This is a genomic window from Sulfobacillus thermosulfidooxidans (assembly GCF_001280565.1).
In the GTDB taxonomy this organism is placed as follows: Bacteria; Bacillota; Sulfobacillia; order Sulfobacillales; family Sulfobacillaceae; genus Sulfobacillus; species Sulfobacillus thermosulfidooxidans_A.
In genome coordinates, this window is sequence record NZ_LGRO01000002.1 from 554,386 (window position 1) to 573,112 (window position 18,727).

The 18,727-nt window shown below is 48.4% G+C and carries 23 protein-coding genes and 1 other annotated feature; of the genes, 2 read left to right on the forward strand and 21 right to left on the reverse strand.

Annotation, left to right across the window (positions count from 1 at the left end; translation table 11 throughout):
* Positions 1-6: 6 nt before the first annotated feature.
* The 14 genes from rpoB to rpe form a co-directional block, all read right to left on the reverse strand.
* Positions 7-3,651 carry a DNA-directed RNA polymerase subunit beta gene (gene rpoB / locus AOA63_RS18320; RefSeq protein WP_053961155.1) on the reverse strand — a complete coding sequence of 1,215 codons (3,645 nt, stop codon included), beginning with the start codon at positions 3,649-3,651 and terminating at the stop codon, positions 7-9.
* A 187-nt stretch (positions 3,652-3,838) separates the two neighbouring features.
* Positions 3,839-4,225 carry a 50S ribosomal protein L7/L12 gene (rplL, locus tag AOA63_RS18325; protein WP_020376706.1) on the reverse strand — a complete coding sequence of 129 codons (387 nt, stop codon included), beginning with the start codon at positions 4,223-4,225 and terminating at the stop codon, positions 3,839-3,841.
* Between the two features lie 28 nt (positions 4,226-4,253).
* Positions 4,254-4,775 carry a 50S ribosomal protein L10 gene (rplJ, locus tag AOA63_RS18330; protein WP_020376707.1) on the reverse strand — a complete coding sequence of 174 codons (522 nt, stop codon included), beginning with the start codon at positions 4,773-4,775 and terminating at the stop codon, positions 4,254-4,256.
* A gap of 19 nt (positions 4,776-4,794) precedes the next feature.
* Positions 4,795-4,930: a sequence feature (ribosomal protein L10 leader region), on the reverse strand.
* A 123-nt stretch (positions 4,931-5,053) separates the two neighbouring features.
* Positions 5,054-5,332 carry a hypothetical protein gene (locus tag AOA63_RS19920; RefSeq protein ID WP_171822794.1) on the reverse strand — a complete coding sequence of 93 codons (279 nt, stop codon included), beginning with the start codon at positions 5,330-5,332 and terminating at the stop codon, positions 5,054-5,056.
* Positions 5,333-5,419: 87 nt separating this feature from the next.
* Positions 5,420-5,767 (reverse strand): RRXRR domain-containing protein, encoded by a 348-nt coding sequence (locus AOA63_RS18335; protein ID WP_053961156.1) that lies wholly within the window; start codon positions 5,765-5,767, stop codon positions 5,420-5,422.
* A gap of 392 nt (positions 5,768-6,159) precedes the next feature.
* Positions 6,160-6,336 (reverse strand): hypothetical protein, encoded by a 177-nt coding sequence (locus tag AOA63_RS19925; RefSeq protein WP_158026894.1) that lies wholly within the window; start codon positions 6,334-6,336, stop codon positions 6,160-6,162.
* 205 nt (positions 6,337-6,541) lie between these two features.
* Positions 6,542-7,249: a 50S ribosomal protein L1 gene (gene rplA / locus AOA63_RS18340; RefSeq protein WP_053961157.1), complete on the reverse strand. Its 708-nt coding sequence runs from the start codon at positions 7,247-7,249 to the stop codon at positions 6,542-6,544.
* A gap of 62 nt (positions 7,250-7,311) precedes the next feature.
* Entirely contained in the window at positions 7,312-7,737 is a 426-nt protein-coding gene (rplK, locus tag AOA63_RS18345) for a 50S ribosomal protein L11 (protein WP_020376710.1), read from the reverse strand.
* A 16-nt stretch (positions 7,738-7,753) separates the two neighbouring features.
* Complete coding sequence (gene nusG / locus AOA63_RS18350; RefSeq protein ID WP_020376711.1) at positions 7,754-8,284, reverse strand: transcription termination/antitermination protein NusG; 531 nt, start codon at positions 8,282-8,284, stop codon at positions 7,754-7,756.
* A gap of 72 nt (positions 8,285-8,356) precedes the next feature.
* A complete protein-coding gene (gene secE / locus AOA63_RS18355) occupies positions 8,357-8,572 on the reverse strand; it encodes a preprotein translocase subunit SecE (protein ID WP_037913087.1) in 216 nt (71 codons plus the stop codon).
* Positions 8,573-8,598: 26 nt separating this feature from the next.
* Positions 8,599-8,748, reverse strand: a complete 150-nt coding sequence (gene rpmG / locus AOA63_RS19150; RefSeq protein WP_076006950.1) for a 50S ribosomal protein L33 — start codon at positions 8,746-8,748, stop codon at positions 8,599-8,601.
* A 152-nt stretch (positions 8,749-8,900) separates the two neighbouring features.
* Complete coding sequence (locus tag AOA63_RS18360; protein ID WP_053961158.1) at positions 8,901-10,082, reverse strand: MFS transporter; 1,182 nt, start codon at positions 10,080-10,082, stop codon at positions 8,901-8,903.
* Between the two features lie 107 nt (positions 10,083-10,189).
* Positions 10,190-11,110: a CbbX protein gene (cbbX, locus tag AOA63_RS18365; protein ID WP_051005478.1), complete on the reverse strand. Its 921-nt coding sequence runs from the start codon at positions 11,108-11,110 to the stop codon at positions 10,190-10,192.
* 112 nt (positions 11,111-11,222) lie between these two features.
* Complete coding sequence (gene rpe / locus AOA63_RS18370) at positions 11,223-11,912, reverse strand: ribulose-phosphate 3-epimerase (protein WP_139061709.1); 690 nt, start codon at positions 11,910-11,912, stop codon at positions 11,223-11,225.
* A 301-nt stretch (positions 11,913-12,213) separates the two neighbouring features.
* Here rpe and AOA63_RS18375 point away from each other — a divergent pair, with 301 nt between their 5' ends.
* Positions 12,214-12,600 carry a hypothetical protein gene (locus AOA63_RS18375; RefSeq protein WP_053961160.1) on the forward strand — a complete coding sequence of 129 codons (387 nt, stop codon included), beginning with the start codon at positions 12,214-12,216 and terminating at the stop codon, positions 12,598-12,600.
* Here the strand turns inward: AOA63_RS18375 and AOA63_RS18380 are convergent.
* Positions 12,582-12,947 (reverse strand): hypothetical protein, encoded by a 366-nt coding sequence (locus AOA63_RS18380; protein WP_053961161.1) that lies wholly within the window; start codon positions 12,945-12,947, stop codon positions 12,582-12,584. The genes AOA63_RS18375 and AOA63_RS18380 overlap by 19 nt on opposite strands.
* A 185-nt stretch (positions 12,948-13,132) precedes the next feature.
* Here AOA63_RS18380 and AOA63_RS18385 point away from each other — a divergent pair, with 185 nt between their 5' ends.
* On the forward strand, positions 13,133-13,615 hold the full coding sequence (locus AOA63_RS18385; protein ID WP_053961162.1) for a c-type cytochrome: 483 nt from the start codon (positions 13,133-13,135) through the stop codon (positions 13,613-13,615).
* Between the two features lie 56 nt (positions 13,616-13,671).
* Here AOA63_RS18385 and AOA63_RS18390 read toward each other — a convergent pair whose 3' ends face one another.
* Genes AOA63_RS18390 through AOA63_RS18415 form a run of 6 tightly spaced genes read right to left on the reverse strand, consistent with a single transcriptional unit; the run spans position 13,672 to position 18,725 of the window.
* Entirely contained in the window at positions 13,672-14,481 is an 810-nt protein-coding gene (locus tag AOA63_RS18390; RefSeq protein WP_139061702.1) for a hypothetical protein, read from the reverse strand.
* A 32-nt stretch (positions 14,482-14,513) separates the two neighbouring features.
* On the reverse strand, positions 14,514-14,723 hold the full coding sequence (locus tag AOA63_RS18395) for a hypothetical protein (RefSeq protein ID WP_053961164.1): 210 nt from the start codon (positions 14,721-14,723) through the stop codon (positions 14,514-14,516).
* Between the two features lie 32 nt (positions 14,724-14,755).
* The gene (locus tag AOA63_RS18400) at positions 14,756-15,301 is read right to left on the reverse strand and encodes a cytochrome c oxidase subunit III (RefSeq protein ID WP_053961165.1); all 546 of its coding nucleotides are present in this window, start codon (positions 15,299-15,301) and stop codon (positions 14,756-14,758) included.
* Between the two features lie 15 nt (positions 15,302-15,316).
* Positions 15,317-17,188: a cytochrome c oxidase subunit I gene (locus AOA63_RS18405; RefSeq protein ID WP_053961166.1), complete on the reverse strand. Its 1,872-nt coding sequence runs from the start codon at positions 17,186-17,188 to the stop codon at positions 15,317-15,319.
* Between the two features lie 44 nt (positions 17,189-17,232).
* Positions 17,233-18,045, reverse strand: coding sequence for a cytochrome c oxidase subunit II (locus AOA63_RS18410; RefSeq protein WP_053961167.1), 813 nt, complete (start codon positions 18,043-18,045; stop codon positions 17,233-17,235).
* Between the two features lie 44 nt (positions 18,046-18,089).
* Positions 18,090-18,725 carry a hypothetical protein gene (locus tag AOA63_RS18415; protein ID WP_053961168.1) on the reverse strand — a complete coding sequence of 212 codons (636 nt, stop codon included), beginning with the start codon at positions 18,723-18,725 and terminating at the stop codon, positions 18,090-18,092.
* Positions 18,726-18,727: the final 2 nt, after the last annotated feature.

Here is an 18,727-nt window from a genome sequence, read left to right on the forward strand (position 1 = left end):
CCCGGATTAGTAGTCCTCGCCGTCGTCTTCGCCATCAAGGTCATCGGTATCCTCGCTATCGTCATCAATGGGCTCATCAAAAGAGGTGTCTTCCGATCCCCGGCGTAAAATGGCATAGGCATTTTCCGCTTCCTGATCGAAATTCATCCCCCTGCCCGGCTCAAATTCTTCCGGTGAGCCGCCTTGGGTGTCTTCCATCAAGCGATGAAGTTCTTGACCTTCGGTCTCGTCAATGCCCTCAGGTAGCAGATCAAAGGTCCGCGCCTCGTTGGCTGGCTCATCGTCAAGTTCCCGAATCTCAATTTCTTCTTCATGCTCATTCAGAATCTTGACATCCAGTCCCAAAGACTGCAGTTCTTTAATCAACACCTTGAACGACTCAGGCACTCCCGGCTCAGGGACATTTTCCCCTTTCACAATCGCTTCGTACGTTTTGACACGGCCGACTACATCGTCAGACTTAACCGTAAGCAGTTCTTGCAAGGTATAGGCCGCCCCATATGCTTCTAACGCCCAAACCTCCATCTCACCGAACCGCTGACCGCCAAACTGCGCTTTTCCTCCCAGAGGTTGTTGCGTGACCAGCGAGTAAGGACCGGTAGAGCGTGCATGGATTTTGTCATCCACTAAGTGAGCCAGTTTCAGCATGTATACAATCCCGACTGTCACTTCATTATCAAAAGGTTCTCCCGTTCGACCATCATAAAGAACCGTTTTCCCTGAAGGAGGAAGATGAGCTTCTTCGAACATCCGGGTCAAGTCCTCTTCCCGAGCTCCATCAAATACAGGCGTCGCGACTTTTATGCCTAGAGCCTTAGCAGCCCAACCCAAATGGGTTTCTAGAACCTGTCCAATGTTCATCCGACTCGGAACCCCCAAAGGATTAAGAACAATTTCCACCGGGGTCCCATCGGGCAAGAATGGCATATCCTCTTCGGGCAAAATGCGAGAGATTACTCCTTTGTTCCCGTGACGGCCGGCCATTTTGTCTCCCTCGGATATCTTTCTCTTTTGTGCAATGTAGACTTGCACCAATTGATTAACCCCAGGAGACAATTCGTCACCTTGTTCCCGTGTGAAGACCTTCACATCCACAACAATTCCGGATTCCCCGTGAGGCACTCGCAGCGAGGTGTCACGCACTTCGCGAGCCTTTTCACCAAAAATGGCGCGTAGCAGCCGCTCTTCTGCGGTCAGTTCCGTTTCCCCTTTGGGAGTCACTTTTCCAACCAGCACATCTCCTGGTCGCACTTCCGCCCCGATACGAATAATTCCGCGATCATCTAGGTCCTTCAGGACTTCTTCACCCACATTGGGAATATCCCGGGTAATTTCTTCAGGCCCCAATTTGGTATCTCTCGCGTCACATTCGTATTCCTCAATGTGGATTGACGTAAATACATCTTCCTTGACGAGCTTCTCACTCAGCAAAATAGCGTCTTCGTAGTTATACCCTTCCCACGGCATGAACGCCACCAAGACGTTGCGACCTAATGCCAACTCTCCGTGATCAGTCGACGGTCCATCCGCGATAATTTGGCCAGCGTGAACGCGTTCTCCTTTACGGACAATGGGCTTTTGATTGATACAAGTGCCCTGGTTGGACCGGGTAAATTTCAATAATTTATAGGTGGACACGGTGTGATCGTCATTGCGTACGACAATTTTATCCGCTTGTACACGGTCTACCACACCGTCTTTTTCACTAATACTGACAACACCGGAATCGCGCGCCGCTTTCGCTTCCATTCCTGTGCCCACGACTGGAGAATCTGTCACAAGCAAAGGCACCGCTTGACGTTGCATGTTCGCCCCCATCAATGCACGGTTGGCATCGTCATGCTCTAAGAAGGGGATCAAAGCGGTCGCAATCGAGACCACTTGTTTCGGCGACACATCCATATAGTCGACCCGGTCAGGGGTTTCCTCTAAAATCTCATGGCGAGAACGAACCGTAACCCGAGGCGCCACAAAATGGCCATCCTCCGTCAAAGGTTCATTAGCCTGGGCAATAACCATGTCGTCTTCTTCGTCCGCGGTCAGATATACAATTTCATTGGTGACGACTCCCCGTTCCTTATCCACTTTCCGGTAAGGCGTCTCAATAAAACCGTATTCGTTAATCCGGGCAAAGGTGGACAACGATCCAATCAGTCCAATGTTGGGACCTTCCGGTGTTTCAATGGGACACATCCGTCCATAGTGAGAATGGTGCACATCACGCACCTCGAAACCCGCACGCTCCCGAGACAACCCTCCCGGCCCCAAAGCGGATAAGCGCCGTTTATGAGTCAATTCGGCTAAAGGATTGGTCTGGTCCATAAACTGTGAAAGTTGTGATGAGCCAAAGAATTCCTTAACCGCCGCCACTACCGGACGAATATTGATTAGAGCTTGTGGCGTAATGGATTCGATATCTTGAATCGTCATCCGTTCCCGAACCACGCGCTCCATACGGCTTAATCCGACCCGGAATTGATTCTGCAACAATTCCCCAACCGACCTTAGACGGCGATTTCCTAAATGGTCGATGTCATCGGTACTACCAATGCCTTCAAAAAGGTTGGTCAGGTAATTGAAACAGGCAATAATATCTTCCCGGGTTATTGTTTTTAAGTTCATGTCTGGTTGGCCATTTGAGACCACCATGACCTCTTCTCCGTTGGGCAATGCGACCCGAATCGTCTTAATTTGCGCCTGATCTAAGGCTGACGCTTGGTCTCGGTCGATATGATCTCCTTCGCGAACCAAAATTTCGCCGGTTTCGGGGTGAACAACAGTCTCAAGTGCGGTCGTCCCCACAATGCGGCGCCGTAATGAAAGCTTCTTATTAAATTTGTAACGCCCTACACTCGCTAAATCATAACGTTTAGCATCAAAAAACAGCGATTGTAGCAAACTTTGAGCACTTTCCACGGTGGGCGGCTCACCGGGACGGAGCCGTTTGTAGATTTCAATGAGCGCTTCTTCTTGCGTCTTAGCAGCATCTTTCGATAGCGTCGTCCGAATTCGCTCATCATCCCCGACGGCTTCAAGAATTTGAGCATCGGTGCCAAAGCCCAAAGCTCGCAGCAAGATCGTCGCGGGAAGTTTGCGTGTCCGGTCAATGCGGACCGATAACACATCATTAGCGTCGGATTCGAACTCTAACCACGCGCCCCGATTAGGAATCATCGTTGCAAAGTACAGTTTTTTCCCAGAGGGATCGATTTGTTCGCCAAAATAGACTCCTGGCGAACGGACAAGCTGACTGACTATGACTCGTTCAGCACCATTAATAATAAAGGTGCCCTTGTCCGTCATCAGGGGAAAATCGCCCATAAAAACATCTTGTTCTTTGACTTCACCGGTCTCTTTATTGATCAGCCGCACCCGCACATGCAGGGGGGCTGCATAAGTTACGTCTCGAGCTTTACACTCCTCGACCGAATATTTTGGGGTCTTCAAATTGTAATCGACAAACTCTAAAATGAGGTTACCGGTAAAATCTTGGATAGGGGAGATATCCCGAAACATTTCGCGCAAACCTTCCCGCAAAAACCATTGATACGAGTTTTGCTGTATCTCAATCAGGTTGGGCATGTCAAGCACTTCATTAATACGTGCAAAGGACACCCGCTGCGGGTGCTCGGTTTGGAGAGGATAAGCCATTCACAGTCAGCTCCTTGTTCCTGATTTAAGTCCCAATAGGTGGCGCGAGTCGTGTTATGCGTCATCATCGTTGGTATGAATTGGCTTATAAAATATGGCAATTAAAAATAATATCACAAGCCCACCCAAAGGTCAATATAATCATTAACCTTAGGGAGGGCTATTTTACAGCCGACTCGTCGGAACCTTATTTGATCTGAGCAGTCGCTCCTGCTTCTTCCAATTTCGCTTTGGCTGCTTCGGCATCCGCTTTCGAAATCTTCTCCTTAACTGGCTTGGGTGCTCCATCCACAAGGGCTTTAGCTTCCGTCAGCGACAATCCTGTTAATTCGCGGACTGCCTTAATAACCTGGACTTTTTTGTCACCAGCCGAGGTTAGAATGACATCAAATTCGGTTTGCTCAGCTTCTTCCTGAGCTGGAGCTGCTGCTCCACCCGCTGCCGGAGCTGCGGCAACAGCAACCGGAGCTGCTGCAGTTACACCGAATTCTTCTTCCAAGGCCTTCACTAACTGAGATAATTCTAACACATTCATCTCTTTTACGCTCGCAATAATTTCTTCAACCTTCGCCATGATTTCATCCTCCTTGTTTCAGTAAGGCTTAAGCCTGTTCTTTTTGTTGCCGAATCTGATCCAAAGCCCGTGCCAAATTGGTCAACGGCGCATTTAACACCCAAACCAATTGTTGAATAGGCGCATTTAACGTGCCAACCAACTTGCCTAACAACACTTCGCGGGAAGGCAGTTCAGCCAAATTCCGCACTTCTTGAGCAGCGATGGCACGTTTCCCCAAAATCCCGGCCTTAATCTCGATTTTGCGAAATTCGCGCGCTGCTTGTGTCATCAATTTTGCCGCAGCTACAGGGTCATCATGAGAGAAAGCCACGGCTGTTGGTCCCTCAAGATACGGTTCTAATCCTTCGATTCCCACTTCATCTGCCGCACGCTTAATGAGCGTATTTTTAATAACCCGGAGGGTTACGCCACCTTTACGTAAATTTTCACGTAACTGATTCAGCTGTTGCACGGTTAATCCGCGGTAATTGGCTAAAACCGCCGAGGACGAGCCTTCGAGTTCCTCACGAGTTTCTTCGATGATTTGAGCTTTTTGCGGTGTTGGCATTCCATCACCTCCTAGCAAAAACTACAAAAAAAATACCTCCACCCAAGAACGGTGAGAGGATCTGTTAATTAAACAAACATCTCCAAACTTCTACCTAAGTGGGAATATTAAGCCGTAAAGGCACCCACTGTCTTGGGCTCGCGTTTGAATGTATCATGAATAGGTTAGGAAATCAAGGCCATAAAGCAACCTCTGAAAAAGTCGTGATACATCTGATATTTCTCCATCATTCCTCGACGGCGCGGGGACTCCGTCCTTCACGGCGGAGAGGAGCGTCGCTAATCCATCCCTTTTATCCCACGCGTTTTTTGCGTATAGTACCAGCCATTATCTCGTTGAACCAGACGACAATACGTGTAACGAACATCAAATTTCTGACGACTGGAACTGAGGACAAATGAGCCGCTGGCTCTAACGGCAATGCGTCCTTTCCACACACCCGCATACCTGCCTTTGGAGACATGAGCGATCACTAAATCGCCCGTTTGAAATCCGCAATACTGCTTTTTCGCTTGGCGATGAGCTATAGGAAACCCGTATGGGTTCGTGCGACACATCTGCCGAGTACCACGACCCTTAGCCGTCCCAATCTGCACGTAAGTGGGCATCGTCGTGAAGTGATCTGGCGTACTTGCGCCGACACATCAGGCATCATAATAGTGTTCTTTCGGGAGGTTGTGCTGAATCCGTTGCATTTTCGTGCGTGCCCCCGATCTCCCCTCAACAGAAAGTTCTGTAGCCTTGAGCTGGTCGTACAACCGCCAGCGAGTCGCGTTCATCATCGCCGCATCCTTGAGGGGGTGTCGGGCTTGGATTGGGATATCGGGATACCCGAATTCCTCAGCCGTTCGCGGACCCTTTTCTTGGTTGCACGCATGACACGCGAGATACATCTTGTGAATACGCGCTCTACCACGTTCCAATAACAACCTCGCCCGTTTTTCCGAACACGGCATCAGCGGTTTTTGATGTTTGTCTAACACAAAAACCATATAATATCCTCCCTTACGGGACTCGTAACGCTTAAAAAAGTCTCTCCTCGCCAATGTTCATTCCGCTTGTTCAGCCCGCCACACCGCTTGCACTACCCTAAGCTCGCTTTTAATCGCGGGCGACAGAGCCTGGAGCTGGAGAAGCACCCCAGGGTGTCATGACGCAACGAACGAAGCCCGATGAGGTCTCAGACCTCCTGGCTGAGACTGGTCAACCCATGGAGCTTGGACAAGCTCCGCCCTTCAGGGCGGGGTGGTTGACAATGTCAAAGGGGCACTAGCATCCAAAGGCCTATCCACATGACTCGCGTCCTGTAACTATAATCGTCAATCATCTGAGATTGGCAAGAGACTGTGGCTCAATGGTCCACAGTCTCTTCTTCCCTATCAGGCTATATTTCGCGGCGGTCCACCATCGTATTAGCGCCTGTCACGACGCTTAATGTGATAATACCCGTCGATACAAGCAACATGCCTTTGGCCAAGTAATGAAAGTGTTCCATTTTGCCTCCGGCAACAATCACCAGAATGGAAGCTAACGCAATACAGAGTTTAATGAGGTTACGCACTTGGACCGCCTCCTTGAAGCACCGCTTCAATTGCCCAAACCAGATCCCTCTGCGTTAAGAAAAGTCACAGTATAACTACCATAAACAACATTGCGAAGTTATGATGAAGATTCCGACTTTAGATATTGTACTTGATATTTTATCAGACCTGGGGATGCAATGCAAAAAAGGCTGTAGCAAAACGCTACAGCCTATGTCATGCCAATTAAACTGCTTGAACCGTTCGTTGAGCTGACTGCGGATTCACATGGATTCCTGGACCCATGGTCGTCGAAATGGTAATAGAGCGCAAATAGACTCCTTTGGCAGCAGCCGGACGCGCCTTGTTGAGCGCATCCACCAAAGCGGCAAGATTTTCTTCAAGGGCTTCCACGGAAAAGCTGGCCTTGCCAATGGGAGCGTGAACAATCCCCGCCTTTTCCGTACGGAATTCGATCTTACCGGCCTTGATTTCTTTGACGGCATTGGCCACATCAAAGGTCACGGTACCGGTTTTAGGATTCGGCATAAGTCCTTTGGGTCCGAGAATCTTTCCCAGTCGTCCAACCAATGCCATCATATCTGGCGTGGCTACAGCGACATCGAAGTCTGTCCAACCGGACTGAATGCGTTCTGCCAGCTCTTCAGCTCCGACCACATCGGCTCCCGCCTCTTCGGCTTTCCGAGCCTTTTCTCCCTTGGCAAAAACAACAACTTTTTGCGTTTTCCCAATACCATGCGGCAACACGACTGCTCCTCGCACGACCTGATCCGAATGCCTTGGGTCAACGCCCAAACGAATAGCGACTTCAACCGTTTCATCAAACTTGGCCTTGGCTGTCTCTTTGGCCAATTGCACAGCATCCCGAGCATCGTAGAGACGTCCTTTTTCGACTTTCGCTGCTAACTCGGAATAACGTTTTCCTGGCTTCATTCTAAAACCTCCTTGTGGTTAAACGGTCCGATGACCTCCCACCAAGCTTTTCATCCACTCAATTAGTCAACAATATCGACACCCATGCTCCGGGCAGTTCCTTCAATCATACGCATGGCCGCTTCGATCGTCGTGGCGTTCAAGTCTGGCATTTTGGTTTCTGCGATTTCTCGCACTTTGTCACGTGTTAACGTCCCAACCTTTTTCGTATTGGGATTCGAAGATGCCGTTTCCAAACCCAAGGCTTTTTTAATTAACACAGAAGCTGGGGGTGTTTTGGTGACAAATGTAAATGACCGATCTTCATAGACAGTAATTTCTACAGGGATGATCATCCCCACTTGTCCTTGCGTTCGCTCATTATAGTCTTTAACAAAGGCCATAATGTTGACACCGTGTTGCCCCAATGCAGGACCAACAGGCGGTGCAGGCGTCGCTTTCCCCGCAGGAATCTGAAGTTTTATCACGGCACTAACTTTCTTTGGCACTGTTTTCCCTCATTTCTTACTCCATTTCGGCGACTTGACCAAAATCCACCTCAAGAGGTGTTTCGCGTCCAAACATCGACACGGTCAAGCGCACCTTACCGCGATCCTGGAAAATTTCTTCGATGCGCCCTGAAAAACCTTCAAAGGGCCCTTCTCTTACGGTCACTTCTTGTCCAACCGACAAATTAATCTTAGGTAATTCCGGAACTCCAGATAGGTCGCTACCCAAGATCATATGGACCTCATGCTCCAAAAGAGGTATCGGTCTTGCACCTGAGCCGACAAAACCCGTCACACCCGGGGTGTTGCGCACCACATACCAGGAGTCATCGGTCATAATCATTTCGACCATCACATAACCCGGAAAAACCTTCTTTTTGACAAGCTTCTTCTTGCCATCTTTAACTTCGAGTTCTTCTTCCATGGGCACAATGACTCGAAAGATCTTGTCTTCCATATTCATGGATTCCACGCGTTTCTCGAGATTAGCTTTGACTTTATTTTCATATCCCGAATACGTGTGAATCACATACCAGTTCTTCTCCACTGTACCAGCCGCCTTCCCACACAAAAAAATGCGCCAAGCCGGCGTCAGGGTAAGGCCTCCAAGGCGCTTGTACTAGCGAATGAAATTGAGCCCAAGATTGAATAGCGCGTCTAGCCCTGAGATAATAAGCGCCACCACTATTGAAAACGACACCACGAATCCTGTATAGGATAAGGTTTGTCGCGGTGTTGGCCATACCACTTTCTTTAATTCAGATCGCACTTCCCGCAAATATTTTCGGGAACGGTCACGATTGGATACTGTGGCTTTGCCCTTAGCTTCCATCATTTTCCCCATTTCTGTGAAACCAAAACCTACCGAGTCTCACGGTGAATGGTATGGGTGCGACACCACCGGCAATATTTACGACGCTCAAGCCGGTTGGGATCATTTTTCTTGTTCTTTGTGGTCGTGTAATTGCGTCGTTTGCAATCTGAACACGCCAAAGTAATAATTGTTCGCATGTTGCTTACCTCCCACTCATGCGCAAGGATTTTATCATATCACCCTGATCCTGTCAATGAGATGTGTCGCCGCTTGCTTTCATGATAGGTCAAATTGGCAAAACATCTGGTTGCCTCTTTTGTCAAAGGCTAAGAAATTCTCGTCAATCCATCTAAAATGCCGCCGATCCGCTTGGTAAAGTCTTGCGTGTGAATAATAACGACGTAGAAACAGTGAGCCAGGCCACAGCAAATATTACCCATACCGAATGGAAAGCGTTTACCATCATGACAACTACCATGGCAAGGAGTTGAGACACCGTTGTGACGACACTGCCCACCGCCGTGATTCGACCCAACAGACCCTCAGGAACGGTTTCAAGAATCGCTGCACGCGTCAAGATGTCAATTCCGGGTAACCCGAATCCAGCCAAAAATATACCACCCAACAAGAATATCCAGGTATGGCCATAGAAAGTGACCAGCATCCCTAAGACCACGGCGTAAGGGATTACATAAGCCACCACACCGCGAGGGAGCTTTTGTGCCACGCGAGGTATCAGTGCCGAAGACACAAAAACACCTCCATAGAAAGCCGCATAGAAAATCCCTAGGCCTATCGCTCCTCCGGCTCGGTCGGTGTCCTTCGCTATAAATGGAATCCCGATTAGGAATGTTGTCACCACCAGATTGCCAAATGCCTCAACCGTGAAGATTCGTCGTACTGTCGCCGTTCGCCATGTCCAACGCCACGGAGCGTGTTCGTCAGTTTTGACAGCATTATCATCAAAAACCGGTGGATTCAAGCCCACGAGCGCCATTAGACCCGCAGCCCCTAAAAAACTGACGGCGTCCGCAGCAAATCCCAACCAAAAGCCATGCCTGGCGATTAAAACCCCACCAATTACCGGTCCTATTATGCCACTGAGCGCATAGCTTCCCAATATCCACGAATTTGCCGTATCGATATCCGGTTTTCCCCGCACTCGCATGACTACTGAGAAAAATGCGGGTTCCACCGTAGCAATCACGGCCCCAATGAGTACTACAAAAACCAATGCAAAACCCGTCGAGAATGCACTTGGACGCATCATTACATCAAATGCAAGGAGCCCCGCTATCCCAGCTAAGACCAAATTGGTGACCACAAGGACACGCCTTCCGTCATACCGATCAATGAGCGCACCTGATCGCATCTGCACAATGGCACCAAACAACAGACTCAAAAACTGAACAATAGCTAGGGCTCGTACTGTTCCATAACGCGTGACAAGTGTCCAGTTCAAGGCTACCCGGTAGGCTCCGTTGCCGATAGATGAGATAAACTCGCTCCCAATAAACGTTACAAAATTCACGGTCTCTCTGCTCCATTCTGTTGGACACTACCATGGACACACTAAAAATCTTTAAAAAGAGAGTCCTCCTTTCCAATACGGGAAAGAAGGACTCTCTTTCATAATATTTAAGCGGAAACGTGATCTTGATCGGGTAATCCAGTAAAGACACGGCTTGCCAAAATATCTTCGGCCTCAATCGTCATCAAATCGTCTTTCGTCAAGCGACCACCCTTGGCAAATAAACGATTGGCTTGTCTCAATCGTGCACGGTCTAGGGCATTACGCACACTGCGCGCATTGGCGAAATTGGGCATCGCCATTCGGCGATCCAGATAAGACCGGAACGCTTCCCGGGCTTCTTGACTTAACCGATAATGCTGTTCCGCTAACATGAGTTCAGCAATGAGCAACAATTCATCTGCTGTATAATCTGGAAAATCAATATGATGGGCAATACGAGAACGCATTCCCGGATTGGATTTGAAGAAGCGATCCATCCGATCTTTATATCCGGCAAGAATCACAACCAAATCATCCCGCTGATTTTCCATCACCTGCAACAAAATTTCGATCGTTTCTTGACCGTAGTCGCGTTCGTTTTCCTCACGATATAGGTAGTATGCTTCATCTATAAACAGCACCCCACCCATGGCACGTTTCAAGACTTCTTTGGTCTTAGGGGCCGTGTGACCAATATATTGCCCCACCAAGTCATCGCGTGTAACAGCCACCATATGGCCTTTGCGAACATATCCGAGCCGGTGCAAAATCTCTGCCATGCGCATAGCCACCGTCGTTTTCCCGGTTCCCGGATTACCTGTAAATGACATGTGCAGAGAAGGAGTTTGCGAGGATAATTCAAGTTGTTTTCTCATTTTATCGACCAGCAGCAGAGCCGCAATTTCGCGAATGCGGGTCTTAACAGGCTTTAATCCTATTAATTCACGGTCTAATTGAGCCAAAATGTCCATTACTTTGGATTCCCCGAGGACCGTATCGAAATCCAAAAACGGTTCTTGTTGAATATTTGCGGCGTCTTGTGTCATGATTTTGTGCCGCCCGCCCATTAAGGCACGGACGCGCTTCCCTCCCTTGCTGATAGTAAAGTTTCCGTGGACTGACTGATTACAGGACATACATAAGTCACGCGGATTGCGACTAATGGGTTTGCAATTGCCGCATCCCGTGCTCGGCTTGTTCACGAATTTGTTCAATCACATGTTTACGGTCAGGCTGCCCGAAAATCGCACTGCCGACGACAAGGATTTCCGCGCCTGCTTGGCTTACTGCCTCGGCCGTGTTCTGATTGATGCCACCATCGACCTCAATGAGAATCTGTGAATATCCGGAAGTGTCCAACAAATGGCGAAGATTTCGAACTTTTTCTGTCATAAGAGGAATATATTTTTGGCCACCAAAACCCGGATTTACGGTCATCACAAGAACATAGTCTAAATCCGGTAAGACATTTTCGACGACCTGGATCGGCGTCGATGGCGTCAGTGCCAAACCCGCTTTTTTGCCAGCACTGCGGATCATGTCTAAGGCTCGTTGCACATGGGGCGTGGCCTCATAATGAATCGATATGCTGTCGGCTCCTGCCTTTAAAAAATCGGGGATATATTGCTCGGGTTTCACAATCATGAGATGGACATCAAGATGTGCCGTCGTATCCTTACGTAAAGACTCCACAACCACAGGACCCATGGTGATGTTGGGAACAAATTGGCCGTCCATCACATCGATATGAATCCAGTCCGCGCCGCCCGTTAGGACATCTTGTACTTCTCGGCCCAAATGAGCAAAATTCGCGGACAAAATAGATGGAGCAATTAGCGAATTCCTCATCATATCCCCCTTCTCACATAACAAAGCCACCCTATCAGCGATGTAACCTTGTGAATTTTCTCACTAATTATCGAGTAAATTAGATCTGGTGTCAAGAGTTCTAGCGGTCAAATGTCATATCGTCCTGGCCAATGCCCTACCATTTCCCCTCAATGACGATGACGTCTATTCATTCCCTGAGACAAGTATATATGACCCAAAGACCTGGCATGTTCATGTTGCGGTCCAACAGCGTCTTCTGTACTGGGGAGCCGGTGACGTGCCCACAAATCAAATCCCTGTAATAGGAGGGCAACTGTTTATGGCCTGGCTAGTGCAACATTTTCACCCAGCGATAATCCATTTCCCCATTGTTTTGTTTTTATTGACCGCGGCCGCCCGAACCTTTAGCAACCAAGTTCCGTCGAGCTTCATTCGCCTCGGCTTATTACTTAGTATCTTCTTTGGATTACTGGCCATCGTTTCGGGTCTTGTAGCGGCTCAACCACAATTGACACCTCCCGATCGTCTCTTAACTTGGCATATGCGTTTAGCCAGTCTTTGGATGGGCTCTGTGCTGTATCTTTACCTCACGCACGATCATGAGCCAGAGCGTTTAATCACAACTTTGATATGGATTGCCGCCAGCCTTTTAATTGTCGCTATTGGCACTTTAGGCGGCTTAATGGTCTATGCTTTTGTCCGCTGACTTTTTTGATAGGCACGGCCAAATAATGCGTCAGCTAAACCCACTAAAACACCAATGGCAATTGAATCAAAGACATAGGCAAAGGTATGGACAATAGGGTAGACATAGTGAGTAAAATAAATGCTCACCACGGTCGTTGTCACAATAAAACCGATAAAACCACGACCTGGCGGAGAAATGTATCCCCCAAACATTTCATCAACCAAATAGCCAATACCGGCGACAAACAGCGCAATGATTACGGCCTCGGTTAAAGAGATGCCGGGAAACAAACTTAAGGTATAGCGAAAAATCTCTAATAACATTAAGGTCATAATGAAACGGGCTATAGCTCCCTTCCAATTCATAAACGGTCCCTCCTTATCTTCTTGCAAGTAGTGTGACTCGCTCATTCTTTCTTTATCCGGTTCCATGAGGTATAGGCAAAAAATTTTGCGGCACGCTATTCCTACACCACAGAAAGCAGGCATTGCCTAAACCGCAGCCACTATTCACCGTCCAATTCAATCAAGAGAGGAGGTAAAAACCGATCATGCAAAAAAGGCCCAAGATATGGATTGCTTTGATGGCAGTCGTAACGTTCACTGCGGGGTGTGGACTTTATGGAGCTGGCGGACCCAACAACAATGTTCCCCGGGGAAAAGAAGGTCAACAACCTCAAGGCGTTACCGACGTGAATAATACCCGCAATCCCTTGTTGGATCACAAAACCAACCGGTCACGTGCTAAGAAAGTGTCGGCGGCCACGAAAACACCGCAGAATCCTCAAGCCGTGAAAGCGGGCGCTATTGTCTTTCAAAGAGATTGCGCGTCTTGTCATGGACCCCAGGGTATTGGAACGACCGGGGCTCCAAGACTAGCCGCCCCGAGTGGTGTGGTGTCCACCTTCGGGGATGTCGCCAAACTCAAGACCTTTATTGCCACACATATGCCGGCTAATCATCCGGGAAGTCTGGATGCGAAAGACGCCACTACGGTATCACAATACGTTTGGCATATTGCCGAAGGCAAATAAAATATTTTACGTTGCCGAAAGGACCAGTACGCTAAGCCGGGTACTGGCCTTTTTCTTTATCCTATTTGATTGATAAACAATGCCACAATGCCGAGCAAATACGCCTGATTAATATATTCTAACCATTTGAGACGCATCATGCGGCGAGGAAGTGGAGTGATGAGACTTAAACCGTTACTTGTGAGAAAGACGATGCCGAGGAGTAAACTTTCCAACAAATAGTCAGGTTTTAAAGGATCGACATAATAAGGAAATAAACCACCGAGTGCAGTAAGGACCGACCATATTAACATCCGGGTTTTCAGCCGCTCTTCTTCACGCGGAAAAGTTGTTTGGATTTTTTGGCAGTACTGGCTGTGCCATAGAAAATACATTTCGTGGATATAGGATTGTGCCCAAAGCCCCGGAATCGCCAATAGAAGCAGCATTTCTGCGAAGTCTATATGATGATGTCCTATCACCAGTCCTGCATAGGGACTGAGAGCCCCAAGAAGGCTCGCGGCAATCGCACCTCCGCGCCGCCGTCCCCAATGAGGCAGGGTGAGAATGGCCGTCATATTGAACATCCCTAAACTCAGCTGGGCCATCAAAGGACTCGAGGACCACAAAGACAGCATGGCCACAGCTTGTCCTCCGATGGCAATCGTCCAGAGTTTTCGTGACAAGTGCGTATACGCCCCTTGCAACACTAATATCATGCTGGCCAGAGATTCTGACCAAGCCCACACCATGGTTGCCAGGGTAGGCCACAGGGACAACGGGTAATGTCTTACAGCGATTAATACGCTGATAGACCAAAGGACGGCGACAAATCCCCACGAAAATCGTGTGAGTGGGGTCTTGTCGGGTCCTTGCGACCAAATCATTGGCGAGATTATCTGACGATTTTGCGAAATGTTCACGACTTCGATCCCGGTTTATGCTGATGTCCTGGAGGCTTGGGTTTCGGATCATCGAATTGATCATCGATCCGCAAGGCCACTTTTCGAAAAGAAATAAGCAGGACAGTCATCACGATAATCTGGAAGAGCCACCAAAATGGATCCCACCAGTGTGCAATACCAGGACTATACGGTATTCGAATAGGTAGGTAAGGAAAAAATCCCATAGTACAACCTCCTCATCAATTGGAATAGCATCTTAAATCCAATACAGAAACAAATAGGACAACAGGCTGCCAACCATTTGAAAGATCCAAAAATATAGCGCCGCATCAGCATCCCAGTGATATTCATCGGTAAACTGAACTCGTGCCGCCCGAAAACTGATGGCAATCAGAACAAAAATTCCAACCAGTTCATAAAAACCGGAGACACCCGTTAAGGTAAAATACACTTCTCCATAACGCGTGCCCGGGGGAATAAACCGTGTCCCCCATTGATAAGCCAAAATAAACAGTTGCAAGCTACCTAATACGGCCGCACGGCGGAATCCCTGAACCATTTCCATGAGCCGATTGTGACGAATAGCCACGACAGCCTGCCAGGCAATAAGCCCAGATAACAAATCCAGCAGGATTTCAACAGCTCCTAACCAGCCGTTGACTTTGGGACTGACATAATACCCATCAAACATGTACCAGTCCGCAAAGATTAAGATGAACGGCACTGATTGACTAACCAAAAATATTCGCAATCCCCAACGGTACGCCGCTAATTCCCGGTCTTTCACATACGTTGCTGCCATACAGGGTCCTCCTCCTTATTGTGATTCGGATGCGTCCTTCACCAAATATGCCGAGGGTTCGTCATGGTCATAGCGATAGAATCCCCGTACCACCTCAACTTCTCCGTCAAAGTTATTTTCCGGAGGCGGAGAGGTCGTCAACCATTCCAGCGTGCGTGAATGCCAAGGATTTTCCGGAGCTTTAGGACCATTACGCCAAGCCCAGATAATGTGAATGGCGTGGGCAATAAAGCCTGCCCCGAGGAAGAAAGCAAAGAGAGACACTTCGTAGTTCATGGGTTTTAAATACGGTGGATAAGCCGGTACCCAGCGGTTCATTCCGTCCAATCCCAAGAGAAACATTTGACCGAACGTCCCATTGAACCCGATGAAAATCCAAATCGCTAACAGCTTGCCCCAGGTTTCGTTATACATGCGTCCAGAAAACTTCGGCAGCCAGTAATACATTGACGCAATCCATGTGAAAATCATGCCGCCAATAATGGTGTAATGGAAATGCGCGATAACAAAAAACGTATCATGGACCTGCAAATTCACCGGCGGGTCCGCCAAATAAACTCCCGTCAATCCCCCAACCACGAAGTTGAACAAACTCATCAACACCAATAGCGAAGGGGTCGTTAAACGCAGTCTCGCTTTCCACAGCGTTCCAATGGCAGCCATGAACGAAAATCCGGTGGGAATAGAAATCATCTCGGTGAAGAACGCAAAGGGAAACATTTCACTGTTGCGCATATTGGTAAACATATGGTGCGCCCAAACCAGCCCACTTAACATCATCACGAAGATCAACCCGATAATGGCCCAATCCCGCGCAAATAAGTTTTTCTGTGCCATAACCGGAATGATTTCGTTCCACATGGCAAAAGCCGGGAGCACGATAATGTAGACTTCAGGATGCCCAAACAACCAGAACATGCTCAAATAGGTTTCCGGGCTGCCTAAAGCATCCCAAAAGTGGAAAGGAATCAGCTTATCCAGCAACGCCATGACAAATGTCATTTCAATTTCCGGTTGCCAAATTAGATTAAGAAGAGACACAGTTAAAATACCCCATACAAACAAGGGCAATCGGGCCCATGTCATTCCTTTAGCCCGGTGAAAGATAATCGTGGCGGACAAATTGACAGCCGATAAAATCGTCGAAAAGGTCATCGCAAAGATCCCGAGATAGTAATACACCATGCCTCCTGGGTCTTGACTAGCTAGGGGCTCATATCCTCGCCACCCCGTATCCCAATATCCTAATAAGGGACTGGCAATCAAGGTTAGAGCTCCCGCCGGTAACAGCCAATGACCAATACCCGATAAGCGGGAAAAGACTGTCCGTTTTGCGCCGATCATGAGGGGCACAAAGTAATTGCCTAGTCCCGAAATCATTGCCACGGTGCCTACCCCAAACATCATGAGCGATCCATGAATGCCAACCGCCGTCAAATATTGGCCTGTGTAAGTAAAGAAATGCATGGAGGGTTGCATCAGCTCATATCGCATGGCCATGGCATCAAGTCCCGCAATCAGAAAGATTGAACTGGACGAAAAGAGGTATTGAATGCCAATGACTTTGTGATTGGTGCTGAGCCCAAAATAGCGGCGCCAATCTTTAGGCTCAACCCACGTGCTCGGAGAGCCAAATAGCGGTAAAATCATTTCTTCGTAACCGCCCACACCAAGGAGCCAGCCTAATAATCCCCCAACCCAACCAATAACTGCAGACGGTTCTGTCACTAAGGGATTTCCACGGTAGGGATCCACCGCCACCGTAAAAAGATCAAATACCACAAACCCTATCGTAGCCCAGATAAGCCCTCGCAACACAGGTGCCATCCGTAGGACTTTTGGTTGCGGATGGTTGCGAGGCTCCGCTTGTGCAATACGTTGTTCCATTCTTCTTCCTCCCGTAAACAAGACCTAATCAATTATGTCGGCGTTTAAACGCCGCTCGCCTGTAGTTTCTTTTGATACGCAATCCACTGGGCAAACTGCTTAGCTGTCACCACAGAGACCGGCGCTTCCATATAGGGATGTCCGGGACCGCAGACTTCAGCACATTGCACTCGGACCAGAGGACTAGTCTTGAAATTGGCCACGTGATTGGGGACTAAAAATTCGGTGCGGGTTTCTCCAGGAATCACATCTTCTTTAATCCCAAACGCGGGAATCCAGAAACTATGGATCACCCCAGCGTAGACATCATAGGTGTGGAAAGGGTCATAACTTCGTAGGAAGAACTCAACTGGCCGGTTCACCGGCAATTCCATCTCGTCCAGTCCCTGGGCATTAACCGCCTGTTTAATCCCATATTGGGGATAGCTAAAAATCCATTCCCATTGTCTTGCTGTCACATTGACAATTAACGGATTCTGCTTTTTTTCTTGCCGCCAGTTAGTAAACATGGCTTCAAGGTCTACAGAGGTTGGATGTAGCCAGAACATAATATTTAACAGAAAACTCGCCGCCACCCAGAAAAAGATGTACCATTTGTTCCGCATGGCTTGCACCAAACTGGGTTTCGGTTCATTATTGGGAGCGCGAAAACGAATTAACGTGTAAATGACCATCAACGCCACAAATATGAATATGGGCATGAGCCAAGAGGACAAAAAGTTAAAAGCGCTTAAGGCGATACTGCCCTGATTGGATATGGTGTAATACATGGAATGGGCACGAATAGATCGAAACCAGATTTCTCCCAGTGTCGTGAGAATCCCCCAAATCACGACGAAGACAATTGCATCCCCCATCGTACTGCCTCCTTTCAACGCCGCACATGCGCGCTAACACAATCTCATGCCGGTAGAATATTGATTAACCCCTGCATGCCATCGCGGTAATGGATAAACTCCTGGACGAAACAACCGAAGTGCCAAAGGCCGGGTTTGTTTGGCACCGTAAAGGTTAATTTCAAACTCCCCCCGGGTTGTAAGGTGGGACTAAAATCGCCACCGGTGGTAATTTGGTAAGGACCCTTCGGCCCCACATAGGTCACATGCGCCTTATTTGGAACAAAGTTGTCGATTTTATAGGGGTCACTCAAGGTCACATCGACACCATCCCAAAAATCAATCGCCCAGGCATCCGCATCCATATACCCAAATCCTTGAAAATAATCCATATTCAGCTTTCGCCCGATGGTCCATTCATGCCAATGGGTGTGACTTTGGTTTTGCAACGTGACTTCTAGCTTGTCCCCCACTCGCCATGTCATATAGTTGGGAATGTAGTAGTAATCGAATTGATAGAGGTTGATTTTTCCTGAACTGACCGGAGATCCCACAAGATTTCGCGCCAAACTGACAATGTCCGGTTTGGCAAAGAGTGAAATTAATGCGGCTGCCGTAACTCCAACTCCGCCCCAAATCACTTGTCGTCGATTCCACTGTTGCTGCAAAATGCCAGTGGGTTCGTGATTTTCCACATCCATCA

What these genes read in the sequence shown, in the direction of transcription:
- rpoB (WP_053961155.1), bottom strand. Translation starts at nt 3,651, where the DNA reads ATGGCTTATCCTCTCCAAACCGAGCACCCGCAGCGGGTGTCCTTTGCA.
- rplL (WP_020376706.1), bottom strand. Translation starts at nt 4,225, where the DNA reads ATGGCGAAGGTTGAAGAAATTATTGCGAGCGTAAAAGAGATGAATGTG.
- rplJ (WP_020376707.1), bottom strand. Translation starts at nt 4,775, where the DNA reads ATGCCAACACCGCAAAAAGCTCAAATCATCGAAGAAACTCGTGAGGAA.
- AOA63_RS19920 (WP_171822794.1), bottom strand. Translation starts at nt 5,332, where the DNA reads ATGTGTCGCACGAACCCATACGGGTTTCCTATAGCTCATCGCCAAGCG.
- AOA63_RS18335 (WP_053961156.1), bottom strand. Translation starts at nt 5,767, where the DNA reads ATGGTTTTTGTGTTAGACAAACATCAAAAACCGCTGATGCCGTGTTCG.
- rplA (WP_053961157.1), bottom strand. Translation starts at nt 7,249, where the DNA reads ATGAAGCCAGGAAAACGTTATTCCGAGTTAGCAGCGAAAGTCGAAAAA.
- secE (WP_037913087.1), bottom strand. Translation starts at nt 8,572, where the DNA reads ATGATGGAAGCTAAGGGCAAAGCCACAGTATCCAATCGTGACCGTTCC.
- rpmG (WP_076006950.1), bottom strand. Translation starts at nt 8,748, where the DNA reads ATGCGAACAATTATTACTTTGGCGTGTTCAGATTGCAAACGACGCAAT.
- cbbX (WP_051005478.1), bottom strand. Translation starts at nt 11,110, where the DNA reads ATGACACAAGACGCCGCAAATATTCAACAAGAACCGTTTTTGGATTTC.
- rpe (WP_139061709.1), bottom strand. Translation starts at nt 11,912, where the DNA reads ATGAGGAATTCGCTAATTGCTCCATCTATTTTGTCCGCGAATTTTGCT.
- AOA63_RS18375 (WP_053961160.1), top strand. Translation starts at nt 12,214, where the DNA reads ATGGCCTGGCTAGTGCAACATTTTCACCCAGCGATAATCCATTTCCCC.
- AOA63_RS18380 (WP_053961161.1), bottom strand. Translation starts at nt 12,947, where the DNA reads ATGAATTGGAAGGGAGCTATAGCCCGTTTCATTATGACCTTAATGTTA.
- AOA63_RS18385 (WP_053961162.1), top strand. Translation starts at nt 13,133, where the DNA reads ATGCAAAAAAGGCCCAAGATATGGATTGCTTTGATGGCAGTCGTAACG.
- AOA63_RS18390 (WP_139061702.1), bottom strand. Translation starts at nt 14,481, where the DNA reads ATGATTTGGTCGCAAGGACCCGACAAGACCCCACTCACACGATTTTCG.
- AOA63_RS18395 (WP_053961164.1), bottom strand. Translation starts at nt 14,723, where the DNA reads ATGGGATTTTTTCCTTACCTACCTATTCGAATACCGTATAGTCCTGGT.
- AOA63_RS18400 (WP_053961165.1), bottom strand. Translation starts at nt 15,301, where the DNA reads ATGGCAGCAACGTATGTGAAAGACCGGGAATTAGCGGCGTACCGTTGG.
- AOA63_RS18405 (WP_053961166.1), bottom strand. Translation starts at nt 17,188, where the DNA reads ATGGAACAACGTATTGCACAAGCGGAGCCTCGCAACCATCCGCAACCA.
- AOA63_RS18410 (WP_053961167.1), bottom strand. Translation starts at nt 18,045, where the DNA reads ATGGGGGATGCAATTGTCTTCGTCGTGATTTGGGGGATTCTCACGACA.
- AOA63_RS18415 (WP_053961168.1), bottom strand. Translation starts at nt 18,725, where the DNA reads ATGGATGTGGAAAATCACGAACCCACTGGCATTTTGCAGCAACAGTGG.